The following is a 17,488-nucleotide window of genomic DNA, read 5'->3' on the forward strand; positions in this document are numbered from 1 at the left end:
ACTTGTGGCGACTATCGAAGTAACCGACCAGAACTTCAACGACATCGCCGACAAGGGGATCGTCCTCCTGGACTTCTGGGCGGCCTGGTGCGGGCCGTGCAGGACGTTCGGGCCGATTTTTGAGCAGGCGTCGGAGAAGCACGCCGACGTCACCTTCGGCAAGATCGACACTGAGGCGCAGCGAGGGCTGTCGGAGGGGTTCGAGATCACCTCGATCCCGACGATCATGGCGATCCGCGACGGCATCGTCGTCTTCGCCCAGCCGGGCGCTCTTCCCGCCCCCGCGCTCGAGGACCTGATCGGCCAGGTTAAGGCCCTCGACATGGAGGCCATCAAGGCCGAACTCGCGCAGGAGATGGGCACGGCTCCCGAGCAGCAGTGACGCCATGACGCGAAGAGCCCTCACCCCGCGGGGTGAGGGCTCGCGTCACGTGTGGCCAGGCCCGCTCCCGAAGAGGGGGAGCGGGCGGTTCCGCGGGTCAGGCGGGGCCGTTCCTCGGTCGGACCGGCCGTTGCGCGGTCAGACCGAGGCGGGCTCGGGGTCAGACCGAGCGGTAGAGCTCGGCCACCCTGAAGGCCAGGTCGAGCGACTGGCCCCGGTTGAGCCTGGGGTCGCAGGCCGTCTCGTAGCGCAGCGCGAGGTCGCCCTCGACGATCTCCTGGCCGCCGCCCACGCACTCCGTCACGTCGTCGCCGGTGAACTCGATGTGGATGCCGCCGGGGTGCGTGCCGAGCGCGCGGTGCACCTCGAAGAAGCCCGCCACCTCGTCGAGCACGTCGTCGAGGCGGCGCGTCTTGTGCCCGCTCGGCGCCTCCCAGGTGTTGCCGTGCATCGGGTCGCAGATCCAGGCCACCTTCGCCCCCGAGGCGGTCACCTTCTCCACCAGCGTGGGAAGGTGCTGGCGGATCTTGGAGGCGCCCATCCGCGTGATGAACGTCAGCCGGCCCGCCTCGTTGTCGGGGTTGAGCTTGTCGATCAGCGCGAGGGCCTCCTCGGGCGAGGTCGTGGGGCCGAGCTTGACGCCGATCGGGTTGCGGATGCGCGAGAAGAACTCCACGTGCGCCCCGTCGAGCTGCCTGGTGCGCTCGCCGATCCAGACCATGTGCGCCGACACGTCGTACGGCAGGCCGGTGCGTGAGTCGACCCGGGTGAGCGCCCTGTCGTAGTCGAGGATCAGCGCCTCGTGCGAGGAGTAGAACTCCACCGTGTGGAACTCCTCGGGGTCGGCCCCGCAGGCGCGCATGAACGCCAGCGCCTGGTCGATCTCGCGGGCCAGCTGCTCGTAGCGGCGGCCCGCGGGCGACTCGGCCACGAAGTCCTGGTTCCAGGCGTGGACCTGTCGCAGGTCGGCGTAGCCGCCCTTGGTGAAGGCCCGCGCGAGGTTCAGCGTGACGGCGGAGGAGTGGTAGGCCCTCAGCAGCCGCCACGGGTCGGGCCTGCGCGACTCGGGGGTGAACTCGAAGCCGTTGACCATGTCGCCGCGGTAGGCGGGCAGCTCGACGCCGTCGCGCAGCTCGGTGCCCTTGGAGCGCGGCTTGGCGAACTGGCCGGCCACTCGCCCGATCTTGACCACCGGCACCTTGGCGGCGTAGGTGAGCACGATCGCCATCTGCAGGAGCGTCTTGAGCTTGTTGCGCACGTTGTCGGCGGTCGCGCCCGCGAACGTCTCGGCGCAGTCGCCGCCCTGCAGGACGAACGCCTCGCCCCTGGCCACGGCGGCCAGCTGGTCCTTCAGCTGGTCGCACTCGCCGGCGAAGACCAGCGGGGGCAGGCCGCCGAGCTCGGCGACGACCTTCTCGAGCTCGCTGCGGTCGGGCCAGTCGGGCTGCTGGGCCGCGGTCATGGTTCGCCACGAATCAAGGTTGCTCACGGCATACGAGGGTATTCCACTCGCTCCCGCGCGCGGACACCGATGTCCACGTAGTGAGAACGCCGTCCGCGGGCGATCGCCGCCTCGGCGAGGCGGCATGGCGGCCCGTCAGGCCCCGCAGCGCCCGCGTCGCAGGTGAGTACGGCCCCGCAGGGCCGTACGAGCGGGATCTTCGGGGCGGGCACACCGCCGCCGAAGCGCAAGCGAGACTCGACGCAGTCTTTGCCCTGCTTTCAGGGTGGCGAGCCGCTCGTGACCTTCAGCGCGCCTTTCGCGTCACTTCGCGCTCACGTGCTCGGGGCGGACGCCATGGCCGACGAAGCGCGCGAGCAGCCGCCCCACCAGCCTGCCGACGACGGGAAGGGCAGCGAGGTCGGGCAGGCCCGTCGGTCTCGCCGACCCGCTCAGCGCGGGCTGGATCAGCCGCCGCTGCGCCACCTGCTGGGCGAGCTGCGTGGCCTTCGTGGGGAACATCCGCCGCCGCTGCACCTTGGGCAGGGCGGAGGGGCCTTCGCTGAGCAGGATGTTGGCCGTGGCCACCGCGTCCTGCACGGCCAGGTTGATCCCGACCCCGAACACCGGTGACATGGCGTGGGCCGCGTCGCCGATGCACAGGAAGCCTGGCCGGTACCACCGCTCGAGCCGGTTCAACGCCACGGTGAGCACGCTGACGTCCTCGAAGCCCGCGATCGCCTCCGTGCGGTCGCCGAGGAAGGGCAGCAGCCGCCCGACCTGGCGGCGCAGCTCGCCGACGCCGTCGGCGCGCAGCCTGTCCGCCCCGCCCTTCGGGATGACGTAGCCGAGCTGCCAGTAGGTCTCCCTGTTGATCGCGACCATCATGTGCCCCGCCGAGACGCGCAGGAAGGTCTCGCCCGGGTCGCCGTCCTCGCGCGGCATCCTGAACCAGACGACGTCCATCGGTGCGCCCAGCTCCTTCGGCACGAGGCCCGCGGCCGCCCTCAGGGTGGATCCCCGCCCGTCGGCGGCGATCGTCACCTCGGCCCTGAGCTCGTGCTCGCCCTCGGCGTCGCGGTAGCGCAGCCCGCGCACCGCGCCGCCCTCGCGGATCAGGCCGACGGCCTCGGCGTTCATGAGCATCCGGAAGTTCGGATAGGTCGCGGCTTCGGCGGTGATGAGGGTGAGGAAGTCCCACTGCGGGACGAAGGCGATGTAGTTGTAGGGGCCCGGCAGGTCGCGCAGGCTCGAGATCCTGGTCCTGCCGGTGTCGGTGACCAGGTCGATCCCGTACGCCTTGCGGTGCGGGATCCGGTGGAAGGCCTCCGCGAGCCCCAGTTCGTCGAGCACCTGGAGGGTGGAGGGGTGGATCGTGTCACCCCTGAAGTCGCGCAGGAAGTCGGCGTGCTTCTCCAGCAGGGTCACCTCGACGCCCGCCCTGGCCAGCAGTAGAGCGAGCACGGCGCCCGCTGGGCCGCCGCCCGCTATCACACAGCGCATAATTCATCATGCGCTGAAAACGGGTGGCCGCGCAAGCGTCACCCGTCGAGCCGGTCCAGCACCTTGACCAGCGAGGACATCGCCAGATCGCGCAGCGGGGCGTACTCCTCCTCCGGGTACTGCCTGGGGCCGTTCTCCACCAGCAGGATCAGGTAGAGGTAGGCCCGGTAGAGGTCGAGCCGCCGGTGCGCGCCGGGGGTCAGCTCCAGCGGGCGCACCGCGCGGTAGCCCGCCAGCAGCGGGTCGTCCTCCTCGATCTCGTTGAAGATCGTCGGGGTGATCAGCTCGGCGAGCGGGTCACCCCAGAAGGCACGCTCGTGGTCGATGATCGCCTGGATGCTGGGCACGGCGTTCAGGTCGAGGAAGACGTTGCCCGCCCAGACGTCGAAGTGCACCAGGTGCGGCGTGGTCACCTCGTCCAGCGCCCCGGAGGCGCCCTCCAGCAACGCCCTCAGCTCGGCGACGGGCCGGGGGAGCGGCGTCCCCTCATAGCGCACGGCGTCGTCGAGGAGTGCGTCCGTCATACGCAGGTAGGCCTCGCGCCAGGTCGCGCCGGTCAGGCCGTTGTGCGGGTAGCCGTAGACGTCGCCCGTCACCGCGTTGAGCCGCGCCAGGTGGCCGCCGAGCTCGTACCTGAGCGCGGCCTGGGCGGCGTCGTCGAGCTCCGCCTGGTTCCACGGCGTGCCGTCCAGCACCGTCATGACGAGGTAGTCGCCGCCGAGCACGGGGTCGTCGAAGCCCGCCTTCAGCAGGCCCGCGACCGGCACGCCCGCATCCGCCGCGTGGGCGTAGGCGGCGGCCTCCATGCGCAGCAGGTCTCGTTCGTAGGTGAGCTGGTCGAGCTCGGGAGGAGGGGACAGCTTCAGCACGACATGGCGGCCGTCGTCGAGGACGAGCTTCCATACGGCGTTGGCGAAGCCGTCGGCCAGCTCGACCGCCTCGCGCACGTGCGAGCCGACGGCCCTGTGGGCGAGAGAGGAGAGGGCGTCGGCGCTGATGCGGCGCTTGGTTCTGCTTTCCACGCTCGAATGATGCCTCCATGCGGCATTTCAGATCAAACTAGGCGTTATGGGCTTTCGAGAAAGCCGACCTGTGGAAACGCTCCCACGCTACCGTGTTTCTCGGATTTTTCGGCATATCTCGGATACGTCACGCGTACCGCAGCGCTATTGACATCGGGATTCGTCAATTTTACGGTCGCGTTACCTGTCCGGCGCGGCGGAAGGCTTTGCGAGTGGGAGCGCTCCCATGTCATGAGGCGCGTCAATCCGGTTCAGGGCATCGGGGGGATGGTGCTCGAGGAGAACTCCGCCAGGGCGAGATCCCTGCGCGGGGACAAAGGAGATTCCATGCGAAACCGATGGCGCGTGCTCACGCCCCTGCTCGCGACCTGCCTGGTCGTGACAGCCTGCACGTCGGGGCAGACGCCCACGCCCGCCGTACAGTCGAGCGCCCCTGGCGCGGCGGCGAGCCAGGCGCCCGCCCAGGGCGGCGAGGGCGCGTTCCCGCGCAACCAGACGCTGTACACCGGCGGGACCCAGTGGGGAGCGCCCGCCAACTTCAACCCCATCAGGAACTGGGACCACGCCACGGGCACGAACGGCCTGGTCTACGAGCCGCTGTTCCTGTTCGACCCCAACACGGGCCAGTTCACCCCGTGGCTGGCCGAGAGCGGAGCCTGGAGCGACGACACCACCTACGAGCTCAAGCTGCGCCAGGGCGTCACCTGGTCGGACGGCAAGCCGCTGACCGCTGACGACGTGGTGTTCACCTTCGAGCTCGGCAAGATGAAGACGGTTCCCTACGCCAACCTCTGGACCTTCCTCAAGAGCGCGGAGGCGGTCGACGGCCAGACGGTGAAGTTCACCTTCACCAAGCCCAACTACCAGCAGTGGGCCAACGCGCTCTACAGCAGGGTGATGCTGCCCAAGCACGTCTGGGAGGCCCGCTCGGAGGAGGACGTCGTCAACGGCGTCAACGACAAGCCCGTCGGCACGGGCCCCTACGGCTACCACAGCCACGACCAGGACCGCGTGGCCTGGGTCAAGCGTGACGGCTGGTGGGCCACCAAGGCGCTGAACAAGGACGTCAAGCCCAAGTACATCGTCGACATCGTCAACTCCAGCAACGAGGTCGCCATGGGCCTGCTGCTGCAGAACGGCCTCGACCTGAGCAACAACTTCCTGCCCGGCATCGCCAACCTGGTCAAGGGCAACTTCGGGGTGAAGACCTACTACCCCGAGCCGCCGTACATGCTGTCGGCCAACACCGCGTGGCTGGTGCTCAACACCCAGAAGAAGCCGATGGACGACCCGGCCTTCCGCAAGGCCGTCGCCAGCGCCGTCGACACCAAGAAGATCGTCGAGGGCGTCTACGGCAACCTGGTGCGTCCGGCCAACCCGACGGGCCTGCTGCCGCAGTGGGACAAGTACGTCGACCAGAGCGTGGTGAGCGAGCTCGGGTTCTCCTTCGACCAGGCCAAGGCCAAGAAGATGCTGGCCGACGCGGGCTACAAGGACACCGACGGCGACGGCTTCGTCGAGAACAAGGACGGCTCCAAGATCCAGCTGAAGATCGAGGTCCCGGCCGGCTGGTCGGACTGGATGGAGTCGATCAGGGTCATCGCCGAGAGCGCCAAGGCGGTGGGCGTCAACCTCACGCCCGAGTTCCCCGACTACAACGCGCTGGTCGACAAGCGCTCGTCGGGCAAGTTCGACATGATGATCAACAATGAGCGGCAGCTGTCGAACACGCCGTGGATGTACTACGACTACCTCTTCCAGCTGCCGATCCAGAAGGCCCAGAACACGGTCAACTTCGGCCGCTACGAGAACAAGAAGGTCTGGGACCTGGTCCAGGAGCTCGACGGCAAGAAGCCCGAGGACGAGGCGGGAATGAAGGAGGTCCTGTCCAAGATCCAGCGCATCCAGCTGGAGGACATGCCGGCCATCCCGCTCTGGTACAACGGCCTGTGGTCGCAGACCACCAGCTCGGTGTGGACGAACTGGCCCTCGTCGGCCCCCGACGCGCCCAAGTCCGCGCCGACCATGTGGCGCAACTGGCTGGAGCTGGGCGGCATCCTGACGCTCACCGAGATCCAGCCTGCGAAGGGCTGACCTCTGGCCGCCGCCCCCTCCCCTCGCCGGAGGGGGCGGCTCCCCGCCCTTCGCCGTCCAACCTGGAGTCATCGCGTGCGACGCTATTTCGGCAGGAAGCTGCTCATCTACGGACTGACGTTCTTCGCGGCGGTCACGATCAACTGGCTGATCCCCCGGCTCATGCCGGGTGACCCCGTCGCCTCGATGGTGTCGAGGGCCAACCTCGCCCAGCCCGAGGCGGTGGCGGCCATGCAGGCCTACTACACCGGCCTGTTCGGCCTGGACCTGCCCGCCTGGCAGCAGTACCTCAACTTCTGGGGCGCGCTGCTGCGAGGGGACCTCGGGATCAGCATCTGGCTGTTCCCCACTCCCGTGGCCGACGTGATCACGCGCGCCGTGCCGTACACCCTGGGCCTGCTCGTGCCCGCCATCCTGCTGAGCTGGTGGGCAGGCAACAGGTTCGGCGCCTTCGCGGCCAGGCGCAGGCTGCTGGACAACACGGTCCTGCCCGTCGGCTACATCCTGACGGCCACGCCGTACATGTGGCTGGCCATCCTGCTGGCCTGGGGGCTCGGCATCGTGGCAGGCGTCTTCCCCGTCGCGGGCGGCTACAGCTACGCGATGCGGCCCAACCTGTCGTGGGAGTTCGTCGGCAGCCTGGCCCTGCACTGGTTCCTGCCGTTCCTGTCGCTCTTCCTCGTCGCCTTCGGCGGCTGGGCCATCGGCATGCGCAACATGATCATCTACGAGCTGGAGGCCGACTACTCGGCCTACCTGTCGGCGCTGGGCGCTCCCCAGCGGCTGATCCGCCGCTACGCCTTCAGGAACGCGGTGCTGCCGCAGATCACAGGGCTGGCTCTGCAACTCGGCGTGCTCGTGGCAGGCGCGCTGGTCACCGAGGTCGTCTTCTCCTATCCGGGCCTCGGCAGCCTGATCCTCAAGGCCATCCAGAACCAGGACTTCTTCCTGTTGCAGGGCGTCTTCCTGTTCATCGTGATCGGCGTGCTGGTCGCCAACTTCGTCATCGACATCGTCTACGTCCTGGTCGATCCGCGTACCAGGGCGGGGATGGGGGCTGAGGCATGAGCGTCGTTCCCGACGAGAAGGCCGCCGTCGCCACCACGGGGGTGCGCGCCGAGGCGCTGCACTTCGCGCTGCGCAACGGGAAGCTGCTGGCCGGCCTCACCGTCCTGCTGGTGCTGCTGGCCCTCGGGCTGTTCGGGCCGATGGTCGCCGCCGCCGACCCCAACGCCTACGTCGGGCCGCAGTTCGCCCCGCCGTCAGGTGAGCACTGGTTCGGCACCACGATCTTCGGACAGGACATCTTCACCCAGTTCATCCACGGCCTGCGGGCGACCTTCCTGGTCGGCCTGCTCGGCGGCGGCATCGCCGCGGTCATCGGCATGGCGATCGGGTTCACCGCCGGGTACAGGGGCGGCATCGTGGACGAGGTCCTCAACATGCTCACCAACATCGTCCTGGTGCTCCCCGCGCTGGCGGTGCTGCTGGTGATCAACGCCTACCTCGGCATCCGCAGCATCCCCGTGCAGGCCGTCTTCATCGGGCTCACCTCCTGGCCGTGGGTGGCCAGGGCGATCAGGGCGCAGACGTTCTCGCTGCGCAGCCGCGAGTTCGTGGACCTGGCCAGGCTCAGCGGCGTGCGCCCGTGGCGGATCATGACCAGGGAGATCGCGCCCAACATGAGCTCCTACCTGTTCATGGCCTTCATCCTGCTGTTCGGTGGCTCCGTGCTGATCGGCGCCTCCCTCGACTTCATCGGCCTGGGCCCGACCGACTCGATCTCGCTGGGTCTGATGCTCAACAACGCCGCCCGCTACAACGCGCTGCACCTCGGCATGTGGTGGTGGTTCATCCCGCCCGGTCTCGGCATCACGGCCGTCGTCGGCTCGCTCTACGTGATGAACGTCGGACTCGACGAGGTGTTCAACCCCAAGCTGAGGGAGATGTGACATGACCTTGAAGGTGGAGGACCTCAGGGTCTACTACCGGACGCTCAAGGGGGACGTGAAGGCCCTCGACGGCGTCACCTTCTCCCTGGCCGACGGGGAGATCATGGGTTTGGCCGGCGAGTCCGGCTCGGGCAAGTCGACGCTCGGCAAGAGCCTCATCAGGCTCGACGGCAGGATGCGCCACATCGGCGGCTCGGCAGAGCTCGACGGCAAGGACCTGCCGGTCGGCGACACCCACGCCATGAACCCCTTCAGGTTCCACGAGGTGTCGCTCATCCCGCAGTACGCCATGAGCGCCATGAACCCGACGAGGAAGATCGGCCGGATGGTCGACGAACTGCTCAGGTCGAGGGGCGTGGCGCCCATGCGGGAGGAACTCGAACGGCGCGTCGGGTTGGTCGGCCTCTCCGCCGACGTGCTCGACCGCTACCCGATCGAGCTGTCGGGCGGGATGAAGCAGCGCATGGTGATGGTCATCTCCACGCTTCTCAACCCCTCCCTGCTGATCGCCGACGAGGTCACCTCGGCCCTCGACGTCTCCTCGCAGAAGGCCGTGGCCAAGACGCTCCTGGAGTTCAGGGACCGCGACCTCGTCAAAAGCATGATCGTGGTCACCCACGACATCTCGCTCGTCTACCAGATCGCCGACACGATCATGGTGATGTACGCGGGCAAGCTGGCGGAGAAGGCGCCCGCCGACGTCATCGTCTCCGCGCCGCGCCACCCCTACACCCAGGCGCTGATCTCCTCGCTGCCCGAGGTCGGCGTCCGCTACGAGGAGCGCAGGCTCCAGGGCATCCCAGGACGCCCGCCCTCACTGCTCGATCCGCCGAAGGGCTGCAGGTTCAGGAGCCGCTGCCCGCTGGCCTTCGAGCGCTGCGCGGAGGAGCCGCCCTTCGCCGAGGTCGCGCCTGGACACTCCGTCGCCTGCTGGAAGGCCGTGTGATGCTGAGACTGGACAGGGTCTCCAAGACCTTCAGGACGGGCTCGTTCGGCGGGCGGGAGCTGCGCGCCGTACGGGAGGTGGGCTTCGAGGTCGCGCAGGGCGAGGTCGTCTCCCTGATCGGGGAGAGCGGCAGCGGCAAGACCACGCTGGGCAGGATGATCCTGCGCCTGGCCGCCGTCTCGGACGGCTCCATCACCCTGGACGGCGTCGACATCGCCAGGCAGAAGGACTACTACAGGTCGGTGCAGGGCGTCTTCCAGGACCCCTTCAGCTCCTACAACCCCATCTTCAAGGCCGACAGGGTGCTGGAGATGATCAGGCAGAGGTTCTTCCCCAGCATGGGCGCGGCCGACTGGCGCGGCAGGGTGGAGAGCTCGCTCGCGGCCGTACGGCTGGACCCCGGCGGCGTCCTCGGCAAGTACCCCCACCAGCTCAGCGGAGGGCAGCTGCAACGCCTGCTGATCGCCCGCGCCCTGCTGCTCGACATCAGGATGCTGGTCGCCGACGAGATCATCAGCATGCTGGACGCCTCGACCAGGATCGACGTGCTCAACCTGCTCGGCGAGCTCAAGGGGAGAGGGCTCGGCATCCTGTTCATCACCCACGACCTGTCGCTGGGCAACTACGTCAGCGAGAAGACCGTCGTGCTGCGCGGCGGCAGGGTCGTCGAGATGGGCAGGACCGAGCTGGTCTTCGGCAACCCCCTGCACCCCTACACCAGGAACCTGCTGGGTTCGGTCCCGCGGCTGCACCGCAGGTGGTCGGAGGAGGAGGACGCGCCCGAGGAGGAGGCGACCTGCTTCTACCACGGCGCCGCGGGGCGCGACGCCACGTGGCCCGGCCTCGTGGAGGCCGAGCCAGGCCACTTCGTCGGCTGCGCCACCTCGGGCACCTGCGCGCCCGCCCTGGAGCTGGTGCGCTGACAGAAGCCGTCGCGGTCAGGCGAGCTGCTCGGGTGAGCGAAGGAGCTCCCTGGCCGCGACGAGGAAGGCCACCGCGTCGCGGCCGTTGAGCACCCTGTGGTCATAGGCGACGCCCAGGTTCACGACCTGCCTGGCGACGGGTGCTCCTTCACCGTCGAGTTCGAGCTCGGTCCTGACGGCCGGCAGCGACAGGGCGCTGGTGTGGCCGGGGAAGACCACGGGCACGGCGAACGCGACGCCCGGATCGGTGTGCAGCGTCACCACCGTCGAGGGGTCGCGCAGGTCGCGCTCCCTGAAGCCGTCGCCCATCGAGGCCCTGCGGAAGTCCATGAGATCCTTCGACACCTCGGCCAGCGACCTGGTGCCCGCGTCGCGTACGACGGGGACGGCCAGGCCCTTGCCCGTGTCGAAGGTGACGCCCACGTGGGCGGCGGGGGCCAGGCGGACGACGCCGTCCGGCTCGGCTTCTGCGAAGAACAGCGGGAACCTGTCGCGCAGCAGCCCCGCCGCTCTGACGAGCAGCTCGGGAAGGCCGACCAGCGTGCGGTACGACCTGGTCGCCGTCCTCGCCATGGCGAGCGCGGCGTCCACCTCGACGGTCAGCGCGGTGAAGGCGGCGGGCACCGTCCTGTGCGACTCGGCCACCAGTTCGGCGGTGCGCCGCTGCGCCCTTCCGAGGGTCACTCTCTCGTGCTGCGGGTACGGCGGCGCGGGAGGCTCCTGGGTCTCCGGCCTGGCGGCCAGCCGCTCGATGTCGGCCCTGCGGACCAGCCGTACGCCGAGGGCGCGCACCCTCTCCTCGGACACGCCCGCCGAGGCCATGAGCGCCCGCGCGGGCTCGGTGATGACGACCCCGTCATCCTGTGGCCGGTGGCCGGGCGCGACGTCCCGGCGAGGGTCTTCCAGCCCGGCGAGGGGTTCGGAGCCGGGCAGCAGGTGGGCCACCGTCTGGCCCGGCTCGATCTCGGCCCCCTCGGGAAGCAGGCGGCGCACCACCCCTTCCCCCTCGGCCGCGATCTCCTCGGTCGCCTTGGAGGTCTCCACCACCACGAGCGGATCGCCCTCCGCGACCCGCGACCCCTCCTCGGCCACCCACTCCACCACGATGTAGTGGGTGTCGTTGCTGTTCAGCCTCGGGACCCTGACCTCGATCACGAGAGGGCCCCGAGCACGGCCGAGCGGATCGTGCTGTCCTGCACCATGATCTCCCGTTCCAGGTGAAGCGCCGTGGGAAGGATGCTGTCGGCCGCGTTGACCAGGCCGATCGGCTGCCGAAGGGTCGGCCAGAGCGGGCCGTACAGCCGCCTGGCGACCTCGGCGCTCCAGGTGCCGCCCTCGCTGCCGTCGTCGGCCACGCAGACGTGTCCTGCCGCCGACAGCCTCTCGAGCACCGCCTCCTCCAGCGCGAGCGGGTACAGCGTGGCCGGGACCAGCAGCTCGCAGGCCACCTCGTCGTTGAGCAGCAGCTCGCGCATGGCCGAGACCGCCCTGTGCGCCATGCCTCCGGGCGTGACCAGCACGCAGTCGGGGGCGCCCACCTCCGGCAGGAACACCCGCGCCCATCCGGGCCGCTCGCCGAGCAGTTCGAAGCGGAAGAGGTCGTCGACGACGCCGTTCTCGAACGCCTGGCGGGTGTAGAGGATCTTGTCCTCGAACAGCACGGACGGCTCGCCTGTCGACAGCAGATGGGTGAGCAGCACACCGGGGTCGTGGAAGGGGGACAGCTCGTGGACGCCGAGACCAGGCACGCCGATGAGGTGCTTCTGGGGGCTCTGGCTGTGGGTGGGCCCGTAGCCCCTTCCGCCTCCCGAAGGGCAGCGGACGACGAGGGGCATGGGCACGCGCCTGCCGTACATCGTGGTGGACTTCGCCGCGAAGTTGACCAGCTGGTCGAAGGCCAGCGTGACGAAGTCGGCGAACATGATCTCGACGATCGCCTTGTCGCCCGCCAGCGCCAGTCCAGCGCCGACGCCGACGATGGCGCTCTCGCTGAGCGGGGTCGAGCGAACCCGGTCGCCGAACGCCGTGGACAGCCCCTTGGTGATCTTGAAGGCTCCGCCGTACGGGTCGGAGAGATCCTCGCCCAGGAGGTGCACGCTCGGGTCGGACTTCAGCAGCTCGTGCAGGGCGAGGTTGAGCTGCTCGGCGACCCTCACGCCCTGTCCCAGACGGACGGCGGCCTGGCCGCGACCTCGTCGGCGAGCCTTTCGACCCGCTCACGCTGGGCGAGGTCGACGCGGAGGAATCGCTCAGGGTCGGCCCGCCGGTAGCTGGTGTACCAGTCGGCCTCACGCGCGCGGAGGAGGTCGGATTCAGGACGGGAGTCGTCGCCCTTGCTGTGGGGGCCCAGCCGGTGCGTGGCGAACTCCACGACGAGCGGCCTGCCGCGCTCGCGGACCGCGGCGACGGCGGGGCGCAGCGCGTTCCTGATCCCGGCGACGTCGGTGGAGTCGATGGGGAGGTGGTCGACGTCGAAGGCGGCCGCCCTCGCCGCGACGGAGCCGGCGAGCTGGAGGCGGGTCGGCGTGGACTGGGCGATGCCGTTGTTCTCCACGACGAGCAGGAGGGGGACCTGCCAGAGGCTCGCGAGGTTCAGCGCCTCGTAGACCGAGCCCTCGCCCCAGGTGCCGTCGCCGACGTAGACGCAGGTGAGCGCGCCGGTCCCGGCCATGCGCAGGGCCACGCCGACGGCGACGGGCAGGCTCTCGCCCTGGACGCCCGTCGACAGGAAGCGGCGGTGGTAGATGTGCTGGCTGCCGCCGACGCCGCCGCAGAGCGCGCCCTCGCGGCCCATGATCTCGGCGAGCAGGGCGTGGGGGTCGAGGTGGCGGGCCAGGAAGTGCCCGTGGCCCCTGTGGTTGCTGAACACGAAGTCGTCGGGACGCAGCAGGGGGGAGAGGGCGACGGGGATGTGCTCCTGGCCGAGGCACGTGTGGGTGGTGCCGTGCAGCAGGCCGCGCTCGAAGAGGCGGAGCAGGGCGAGCTCGAAGTGCCTGATGAGCAACAGCCTTTCGAGGTCGTCGGCCTCGATGGTGGCCGGCGGACTCATGTGATCACCTGTCCTCCTCGGAGGGTACGGCTTTGGGAGCGCTCCCAAACGGTAAGAGTCACCGGCACGGCCCGTCAAGGAGGCCGGAGACTCCGGGCCGGGATCGGCATCCCTCCGGCCCTGTGACACCCCGGCCTGCGAGCGCTAGAGGGCCGCGATGGTCCAGGAGGCCTCGTGCTTGTCACCAGGGGACAGCACCACCAGGTCGGTCCTCGAGTTGAACGCGTCGGGCGGGCAGGTCATCGGCTCCACGGCCAGACCGGCGTGGCCGAGGCCCGTGCCCGTGCACACCTGGACCCATGGGAGCTCCGCCGCCTGCCAGCTCATCTCCACCCCGCCGCCCGGCCCGCACACCCGCACCCGCACGAGCCCGTCCACGCCATCCGTCCGCCCGGCGTCCGTCGGACTCTCACCGTGAAGCCCCGCACGCCCGTGCCCCTCCGTGCCCGCCTGGCCCGAGACCTGGCGGCCGCTCTCCGATCCCGACCCTCGGCTGCCCGTTTCCAGGTTCCCGTGTGCCAGGGCGGTGAACGCGTGGTCGATGGCCGTGTCGCCGATCACCCGGGGCGTCCTGAAGTCGTACGGCGTGGACGCGACGTCCTCCAGTGCGACCGGGATCAGCGCCTCGTCCACCATCGCCACGAGGGAGGCGGGCAGGTGCAGTTCGTAGGCCGTGACGTCGTCGCCGGCCAGCAGCCACGGATGCGGACCGCACCCGTAGGGGGCGGGCCTGTCACCCACGTTCTGGACGGTCAGCGTGGTGGTCAGTCCGTCGCCGTCGAGCCGGTGCACGACCTGGAACGACAGCGCGAACGGGTATCCCTGCGACGGCGCGAGGTCGAGGGTCAGCCTGGCGAAGCCGTGGTCGTCCTCGACGGTGAACAGCTCGGCGACGCTCCAGCGGGCCTCGGCGACCAGCCCGTGGAGGGCGTGGCCCCTGTCGGGCTCGTTGACGGGCAGCCGGTGGACGTCGCCCTCGAAGGCGTAGCCGGCGCCGCCGACCCTGTTCGGCCATGGGGCGAGCAGGGCGCCGCTGTAGTAGGGGATGGGGCCTTCGGCGGGCCAGTCGGTGATCAGGTCGCGGTCGCCGTGACGCAGCATCCGTACGGCGGCGCCGCACTCGGCGATGGCCGCCGTATAGCCGCCGCCGTGAAGGAGGAGGTCGGTCAAGGGAGGTCCTTTCACGGGGCGAACCTGGAGCGGCTCGAACGGGTCAGCGGGGGTGGGGCGACCGAGGGGATGGCGCGGCTCTTGGGGGATGAGACTGCCGATCTGGCGGCTCAGGGGAGTGGGGGCAGGTCGGCGGGGTGGACGGGGTTCTCGCCTGGGCGGACATGAGTGGCCCAGGGCCTTGCTGGAGGCCGGTCGGAGCGGCACAGGTTTCCACGTGGTGGGGCGGTCGGCAGGAGTCCTCATCGTTGGGCTGCCGGCCTGGGGCGTCGATCGGGGGCGGATAGGACGGGCCGCAGGATATCGCCTGGCGCATATCACCAGACAGGAGGCCTCAGCAGGCGACCTCAGGCCACCCCCGGCGAAGAGGTTCGAAACGCGCCACTCGGATCACCCCTCGGGACAGCACCAGACAACTCACCGGGCCTCTCCGGACCGCCCATCCGACGGCGCCGGCAATCCGGGACTGCCCATCCTGCGGTGCCGGACACGTCACCCGGCATCCCCGGATCGCCCATCCGACAGCGCAAGATCCCTTCCTGGATCCCGTTGAAGGGGTCAGGCCGTCCTCCTTAGAGATGGGAGCGCTCCCAATTCAAGGTAAGGATTAGTGGAGATCGATGTCAACGTCTGAGTGTCTTCGCAGGCGAGCCCGCGTCGTCGACGTGCATAAAGAGCCATAAATCGGGATATGTTGTGGGAATTTCGGCTGAGAGCTTGACGTAATCTGCTGCACACTCCTAGCCTCCCATCCGTGGGAGCGTTCCCACTTTGAACGAATTCCGCCGCCGTCCAGACGGTTCCGACCGTACGGCGCAGGAGCGCAGCCCGGACGCCGGGCGCAGAACAGACACCGCACCACCAGGGCACTCTGCCGCACCGGACCATCAGGGCGCCCAGGACACCGCACCACACGCCGATGCAACGTCTGTCTCACAAAGGGCATTCATGTCGACAGTCGTGGACCACCCGAGGGGCTCTTCCGGCCCCACCACCGTGCCTGACCTTCTCCGCTCCCGCGCGGCGCTCGAACCCGACCGGGTGGCATTAGCCGTCGCCGGTCATGGCGAGCTGACCATGCGGGAGTGGCACCTGCGCGCCGACTCCGCCGCCCGTGGCCTGCTCGCCCGAGGGCTCCGGCGCGGCGAGCGCGTGGGGTTGCTGTTCGCCGCCAAGGACTGGATCGCCTTCGCGATCGCCTACTGCGCCGTCCAGCGGGCCGGAGCGGTGGCCGTGCCTCTGTCGGACCGCCTGGCACCGGCCGAACTCGCCTACCTGCTGGACGACTGCGCGGCCGTGGGGGTGCTCCACGGGGAAGGCGCTCTCCCTCCGCCGGGCGCGTACTGGTCCTGCCAGGCGGCAGATCTGGAAGCCGGGCCCGAGAACCTGCCCCGTCCCCCGGACGTCGAGTCTGGCCACCGTACGGCCGGCGAACGCGCCCGGGGACACCTGCCCCAGGACGGCGGCCATGGCGTCGTAGCCGATCAGGGCCAGCACCACCAGATCGCTGACGGGCCCGCACACCTGCCTTGGGCGTCGGACGCCCAGCCTGAGCTCGTCACGAGCACGCCGAAAGGCGGCCTTGCGCCCCTTCCCCGCATCCCTGGCGACAACCTCGTCACGAGCACCCCAGAAGGTGGGGCTGGGCTCGCGGACGGCTTACAGGGCGGGGCTGGACCCGTGGGCGGCTTACAAGGCGGGGCTGAACTTGTGCATGGCGTGGAAGGCGGGGATGCGGGCGGGCGGGGTTCGGGTGTCGGGGTGGCGCGGGGGTGGGCGTCTCAGGGTGGTGTCGGGGTCGAGGTGAACCCCGGTGACTTGGCCCAGATTCTCTACACCTCCGGCACCACCGGCAGGCCCAAGGCGGTGGGGGCCAGCCACGCCAACCTGACCCACGACCGGGCCCTACGGCCGAACAGGCGCAGGTTCGCCCACTCCACCCGTCTGCTGCATGCCTTCCCCATCGGCACGAACGCCGCCCAGGCCATGCTGATGAACGCGCTCGACGCCCACCCCACTGTCATGACGCTGCCGACGTTCACCGCGGCGAGGTTCGCCAGGCTGATCGAGTCGCACGCAGTGGGGACGGTCTTCGTCGTCCCCTCCATGGCCAGCGAACTGCTCAACCACGGCGCGCACGAGCGGCACGACCTGTCGAGCGTGGTCCTGCTCGGGTCGGCGGCGGCGGCGCTGCCTCCCGCGCTTTCCCTACGGCTGTCGGCCGCTTTCCCCAACGCGACGCTCGTCAACTACTACACCTCGACCGAGGCGGCGCCGGCGCAGACCGTGATGGTCTTCGACAAGGACAGACCCGCGGCACTGGGGCGCGCGGGGTTCGGCAGCGCGCTGCGGGTGACCGGCGAGGACGGCAGGCGCCTGCCCCCCGGCGAGGTGGGCGAGATCTGGCTCCGCTCCGCCGCCGCACCCCGCTCATACATCGGCAGCCGGACGGCAGGGGAGAACGCGGACGGTCGCACAGCGGACACGGGTCGCGCCGACGGTGAGGCGGGTGACCTGGTGGTGGCCGACGGCGCGGTCACCGGCCGGACGGCGGGCGGGGACGTGAGGCTCGCCGAGGTGGGCGGAGGGGTCAGTGGTGAGGGGAGCGGGGGTGGGGTGTTCAGGGATGGATGGGTGCGGATGGGGGACCTCGGCTACCTCGACCGTGACGGCTACCTCTATCTCGTGGACAGGGAGAGCGACGTGGTCAAGTCGGGCGCCTTCAAGGTGTCCACTCTCCAGGTCGAGGCCGCGCTGTACGAGCATCCCGGCGTCGCCGAGGCCGCGGTGGTCGGAGTGGAGCACCCCGTGCTGGGGACCGCGCTCGCCGCCGCCGTCGTGCCGCGCGGACCTGACCTCTCCGTGACCGCGCTGCGCGCGTTCCTGGCCGACCGGCTGGCCAGGCACGAGATCCCGCACCGGGTGCTGGTCGTGGCCGACCTGCCGAGGAACCGGTCGGGAAAGGTCGTCAAAGAGGAGCTTCGAGCCATGATCGGGAAGGCGTGA

14 protein-coding genes are annotated in these 17,488 nt (G+C 69.7%); 7 read left to right on the top strand and 7 right to left on the bottom strand.

Annotated elements, in window-relative coordinates; genetic code table 11:
• The first annotated feature begins 4 nt into the window (after positions 1-4).
• Entirely contained in the window at positions 5-382 is a 378-nt protein-coding gene (locus ABFX55_RS15155) for a thioredoxin domain-containing protein (protein ID WP_183659627.1), read from the top strand.
• A 160-nt stretch (positions 383-542) separates the two neighbouring features.
• Here ABFX55_RS15155 and ABFX55_RS15160 read toward each other — a convergent pair whose 3' ends face one another.
• The 3 genes from ABFX55_RS15160 to ABFX55_RS15170 all read right to left on the bottom strand — a co-directional run bounded on the left by ABFX55_RS15160 (position 543) and on the right by ABFX55_RS15170 (position 4,348).
• Positions 543-1,871, bottom strand: a complete 1,329-nt coding sequence (locus tag ABFX55_RS15160) for a class II 3-deoxy-7-phosphoheptulonate synthase (RefSeq protein ID WP_346121469.1) — start codon at positions 1,869-1,871, stop codon at positions 543-545.
• Between the two features lie 276 nt (positions 1,872-2,147).
• The gene (locus ABFX55_RS15165) at positions 2,148-3,326 is read right to left on the bottom strand and encodes an FAD-dependent oxidoreductase (protein WP_346121471.1); all 1,179 of its coding nucleotides are present in this window, start codon (positions 3,324-3,326) and stop codon (positions 2,148-2,150) included.
• A 38-nt stretch (positions 3,327-3,364) separates the two neighbouring features.
• Positions 3,365-4,348: a phosphotransferase family protein gene (locus ABFX55_RS15170; protein ID WP_346121473.1), complete on the bottom strand. Its 984-nt coding sequence runs from the start codon at positions 4,346-4,348 to the stop codon at positions 3,365-3,367.
• A gap of 327 nt (positions 4,349-4,675) precedes the next feature.
• Between ABFX55_RS15170 and ABFX55_RS15175 the strand changes: the two genes are divergently transcribed.
• The 5 genes from ABFX55_RS15175 (at position 4,676) to ABFX55_RS15195 (ending at position 10,263) form a co-directional block, all read left to right on the top strand.
• Positions 4,676-6,442 (top strand): ABC transporter substrate-binding protein, encoded by a 1,767-nt coding sequence (locus ABFX55_RS15175; protein ID WP_346121475.1) that lies wholly within the window; start codon positions 4,676-4,678, stop codon positions 6,440-6,442.
• A gap of 75 nt (positions 6,443-6,517) precedes the next feature.
• Positions 6,518-7,510, top strand: coding sequence for an ABC transporter permease (locus ABFX55_RS15180; RefSeq protein ID WP_346121477.1), 993 nt, complete (start codon positions 6,518-6,520; stop codon positions 7,508-7,510).
• On the top strand, positions 7,507-8,394 hold the full coding sequence (locus ABFX55_RS15185; RefSeq protein ID WP_346121479.1) for an ABC transporter permease: 888 nt from the start codon (positions 7,507-7,509) through the stop codon (positions 8,392-8,394). Before ABFX55_RS15180 ends, ABFX55_RS15185 begins: the two co-directional genes overlap by 4 nt.
• 1 nt (position 8,395) lies before the next feature.
• Complete coding sequence (locus tag ABFX55_RS15190) at positions 8,396-9,340, top strand: ABC transporter ATP-binding protein (protein WP_346121481.1); 945 nt, start codon at positions 8,396-8,398, stop codon at positions 9,338-9,340.
• Positions 9,340-10,263, top strand: a complete 924-nt coding sequence (locus tag ABFX55_RS15195) for an ATP-binding cassette domain-containing protein (protein WP_346122001.1) — start codon at positions 9,340-9,342, stop codon at positions 10,261-10,263. The genes ABFX55_RS15190 and ABFX55_RS15195 overlap by 1 nt, the downstream gene beginning before the upstream one ends.
• Positions 10,264-10,278: 15 nt before the next feature.
• On the opposite strand, the gene ABFX55_RS15200 is transcribed toward ABFX55_RS15195, so the two are convergent.
• The 4 genes from ABFX55_RS15200 to ABFX55_RS15215 form a co-directional block, all read right to left on the bottom strand.
• Positions 10,279-11,418, bottom strand: a complete 1,140-nt coding sequence (locus ABFX55_RS15200; RefSeq protein WP_346121483.1) for a 2-oxo acid dehydrogenase subunit E2 — start codon at positions 11,416-11,418, stop codon at positions 10,279-10,281.
• A complete protein-coding gene (locus tag ABFX55_RS15205) occupies positions 11,415-12,419 on the bottom strand; it encodes an alpha-ketoacid dehydrogenase subunit beta (RefSeq protein ID WP_346121485.1) in 1,005 nt (334 codons plus the stop codon). Before ABFX55_RS15205 ends, ABFX55_RS15200 begins: the two co-directional genes overlap by 4 nt.
• On the bottom strand, positions 12,416-13,312 hold the full coding sequence (locus tag ABFX55_RS15210) for a thiamine pyrophosphate-dependent dehydrogenase E1 component subunit alpha (RefSeq protein ID WP_346121487.1): 897 nt from the start codon (positions 13,310-13,312) through the stop codon (positions 12,416-12,418). The genes ABFX55_RS15205 and ABFX55_RS15210 overlap by 4 nt, the downstream gene beginning before the upstream one ends.
• A 144-nt stretch (positions 13,313-13,456) precedes the next feature.
• Positions 13,457-14,482, bottom strand: a complete 1,026-nt coding sequence (locus ABFX55_RS15215) for an aldose 1-epimerase family protein (protein WP_346121489.1) — start codon at positions 14,480-14,482, stop codon at positions 13,457-13,459.
• Between the two features lie 948 nt (positions 14,483-15,430).
• On the opposite strand from ABFX55_RS15215, the gene ABFX55_RS15220 reads away from it, so the two are divergent.
• The gene (locus tag ABFX55_RS15220; protein WP_346121491.1) at positions 15,431-17,488 is read left to right on the top strand and encodes a class I adenylate-forming enzyme family protein; all 2,058 of its coding nucleotides are present in this window, start codon (positions 15,431-15,433) and stop codon (positions 17,486-17,488) included.

The sequence above is a fragment of the Nonomuraea roseola genome (assembly GCF_039535395.1).
In the GTDB taxonomy this organism is placed as follows: Bacteria; Actinomycetota; Actinomycetes; order Streptosporangiales; family Streptosporangiaceae; genus Nonomuraea; species Nonomuraea roseola.

What these genes read in the sequence shown, in the direction of transcription:
- ABFX55_RS15185 (WP_346121479.1), top strand. Translation starts at nt 7,507, where the DNA reads ATGAGCGTCGTTCCCGACGAGAAGGCCGCCGTCGCCACCACGGGGGTG.
- ABFX55_RS15220 (WP_346121491.1), top strand. Translation starts at nt 15,431, where the DNA reads ATGTCGACAGTCGTGGACCACCCGAGGGGCTCTTCCGGCCCCACCACC.
- ABFX55_RS15190 (WP_346121481.1), top strand. Translation starts at nt 8,396, where the DNA reads ATGACCTTGAAGGTGGAGGACCTCAGGGTCTACTACCGGACGCTCAAG.
- ABFX55_RS15175 (WP_346121475.1), top strand. Translation starts at nt 4,676, where the DNA reads ATGCGAAACCGATGGCGCGTGCTCACGCCCCTGCTCGCGACCTGCCTG.
- ABFX55_RS15165 (WP_346121471.1), bottom strand. Translation starts at nt 3,326, where the DNA reads ATGCGCTGTGTGATAGCGGGCGGCGGCCCAGCGGGCGCCGTGCTCGCT.
- ABFX55_RS15210 (WP_346121487.1), bottom strand. Translation starts at nt 13,312, where the DNA reads ATGAGTCCGCCGGCCACCATCGAGGCCGACGACCTCGAAAGGCTGTTG.
- ABFX55_RS15195 (WP_346122001.1), top strand. Translation starts at nt 9,340, where the DNA reads ATGCTGAGACTGGACAGGGTCTCCAAGACCTTCAGGACGGGCTCGTTC.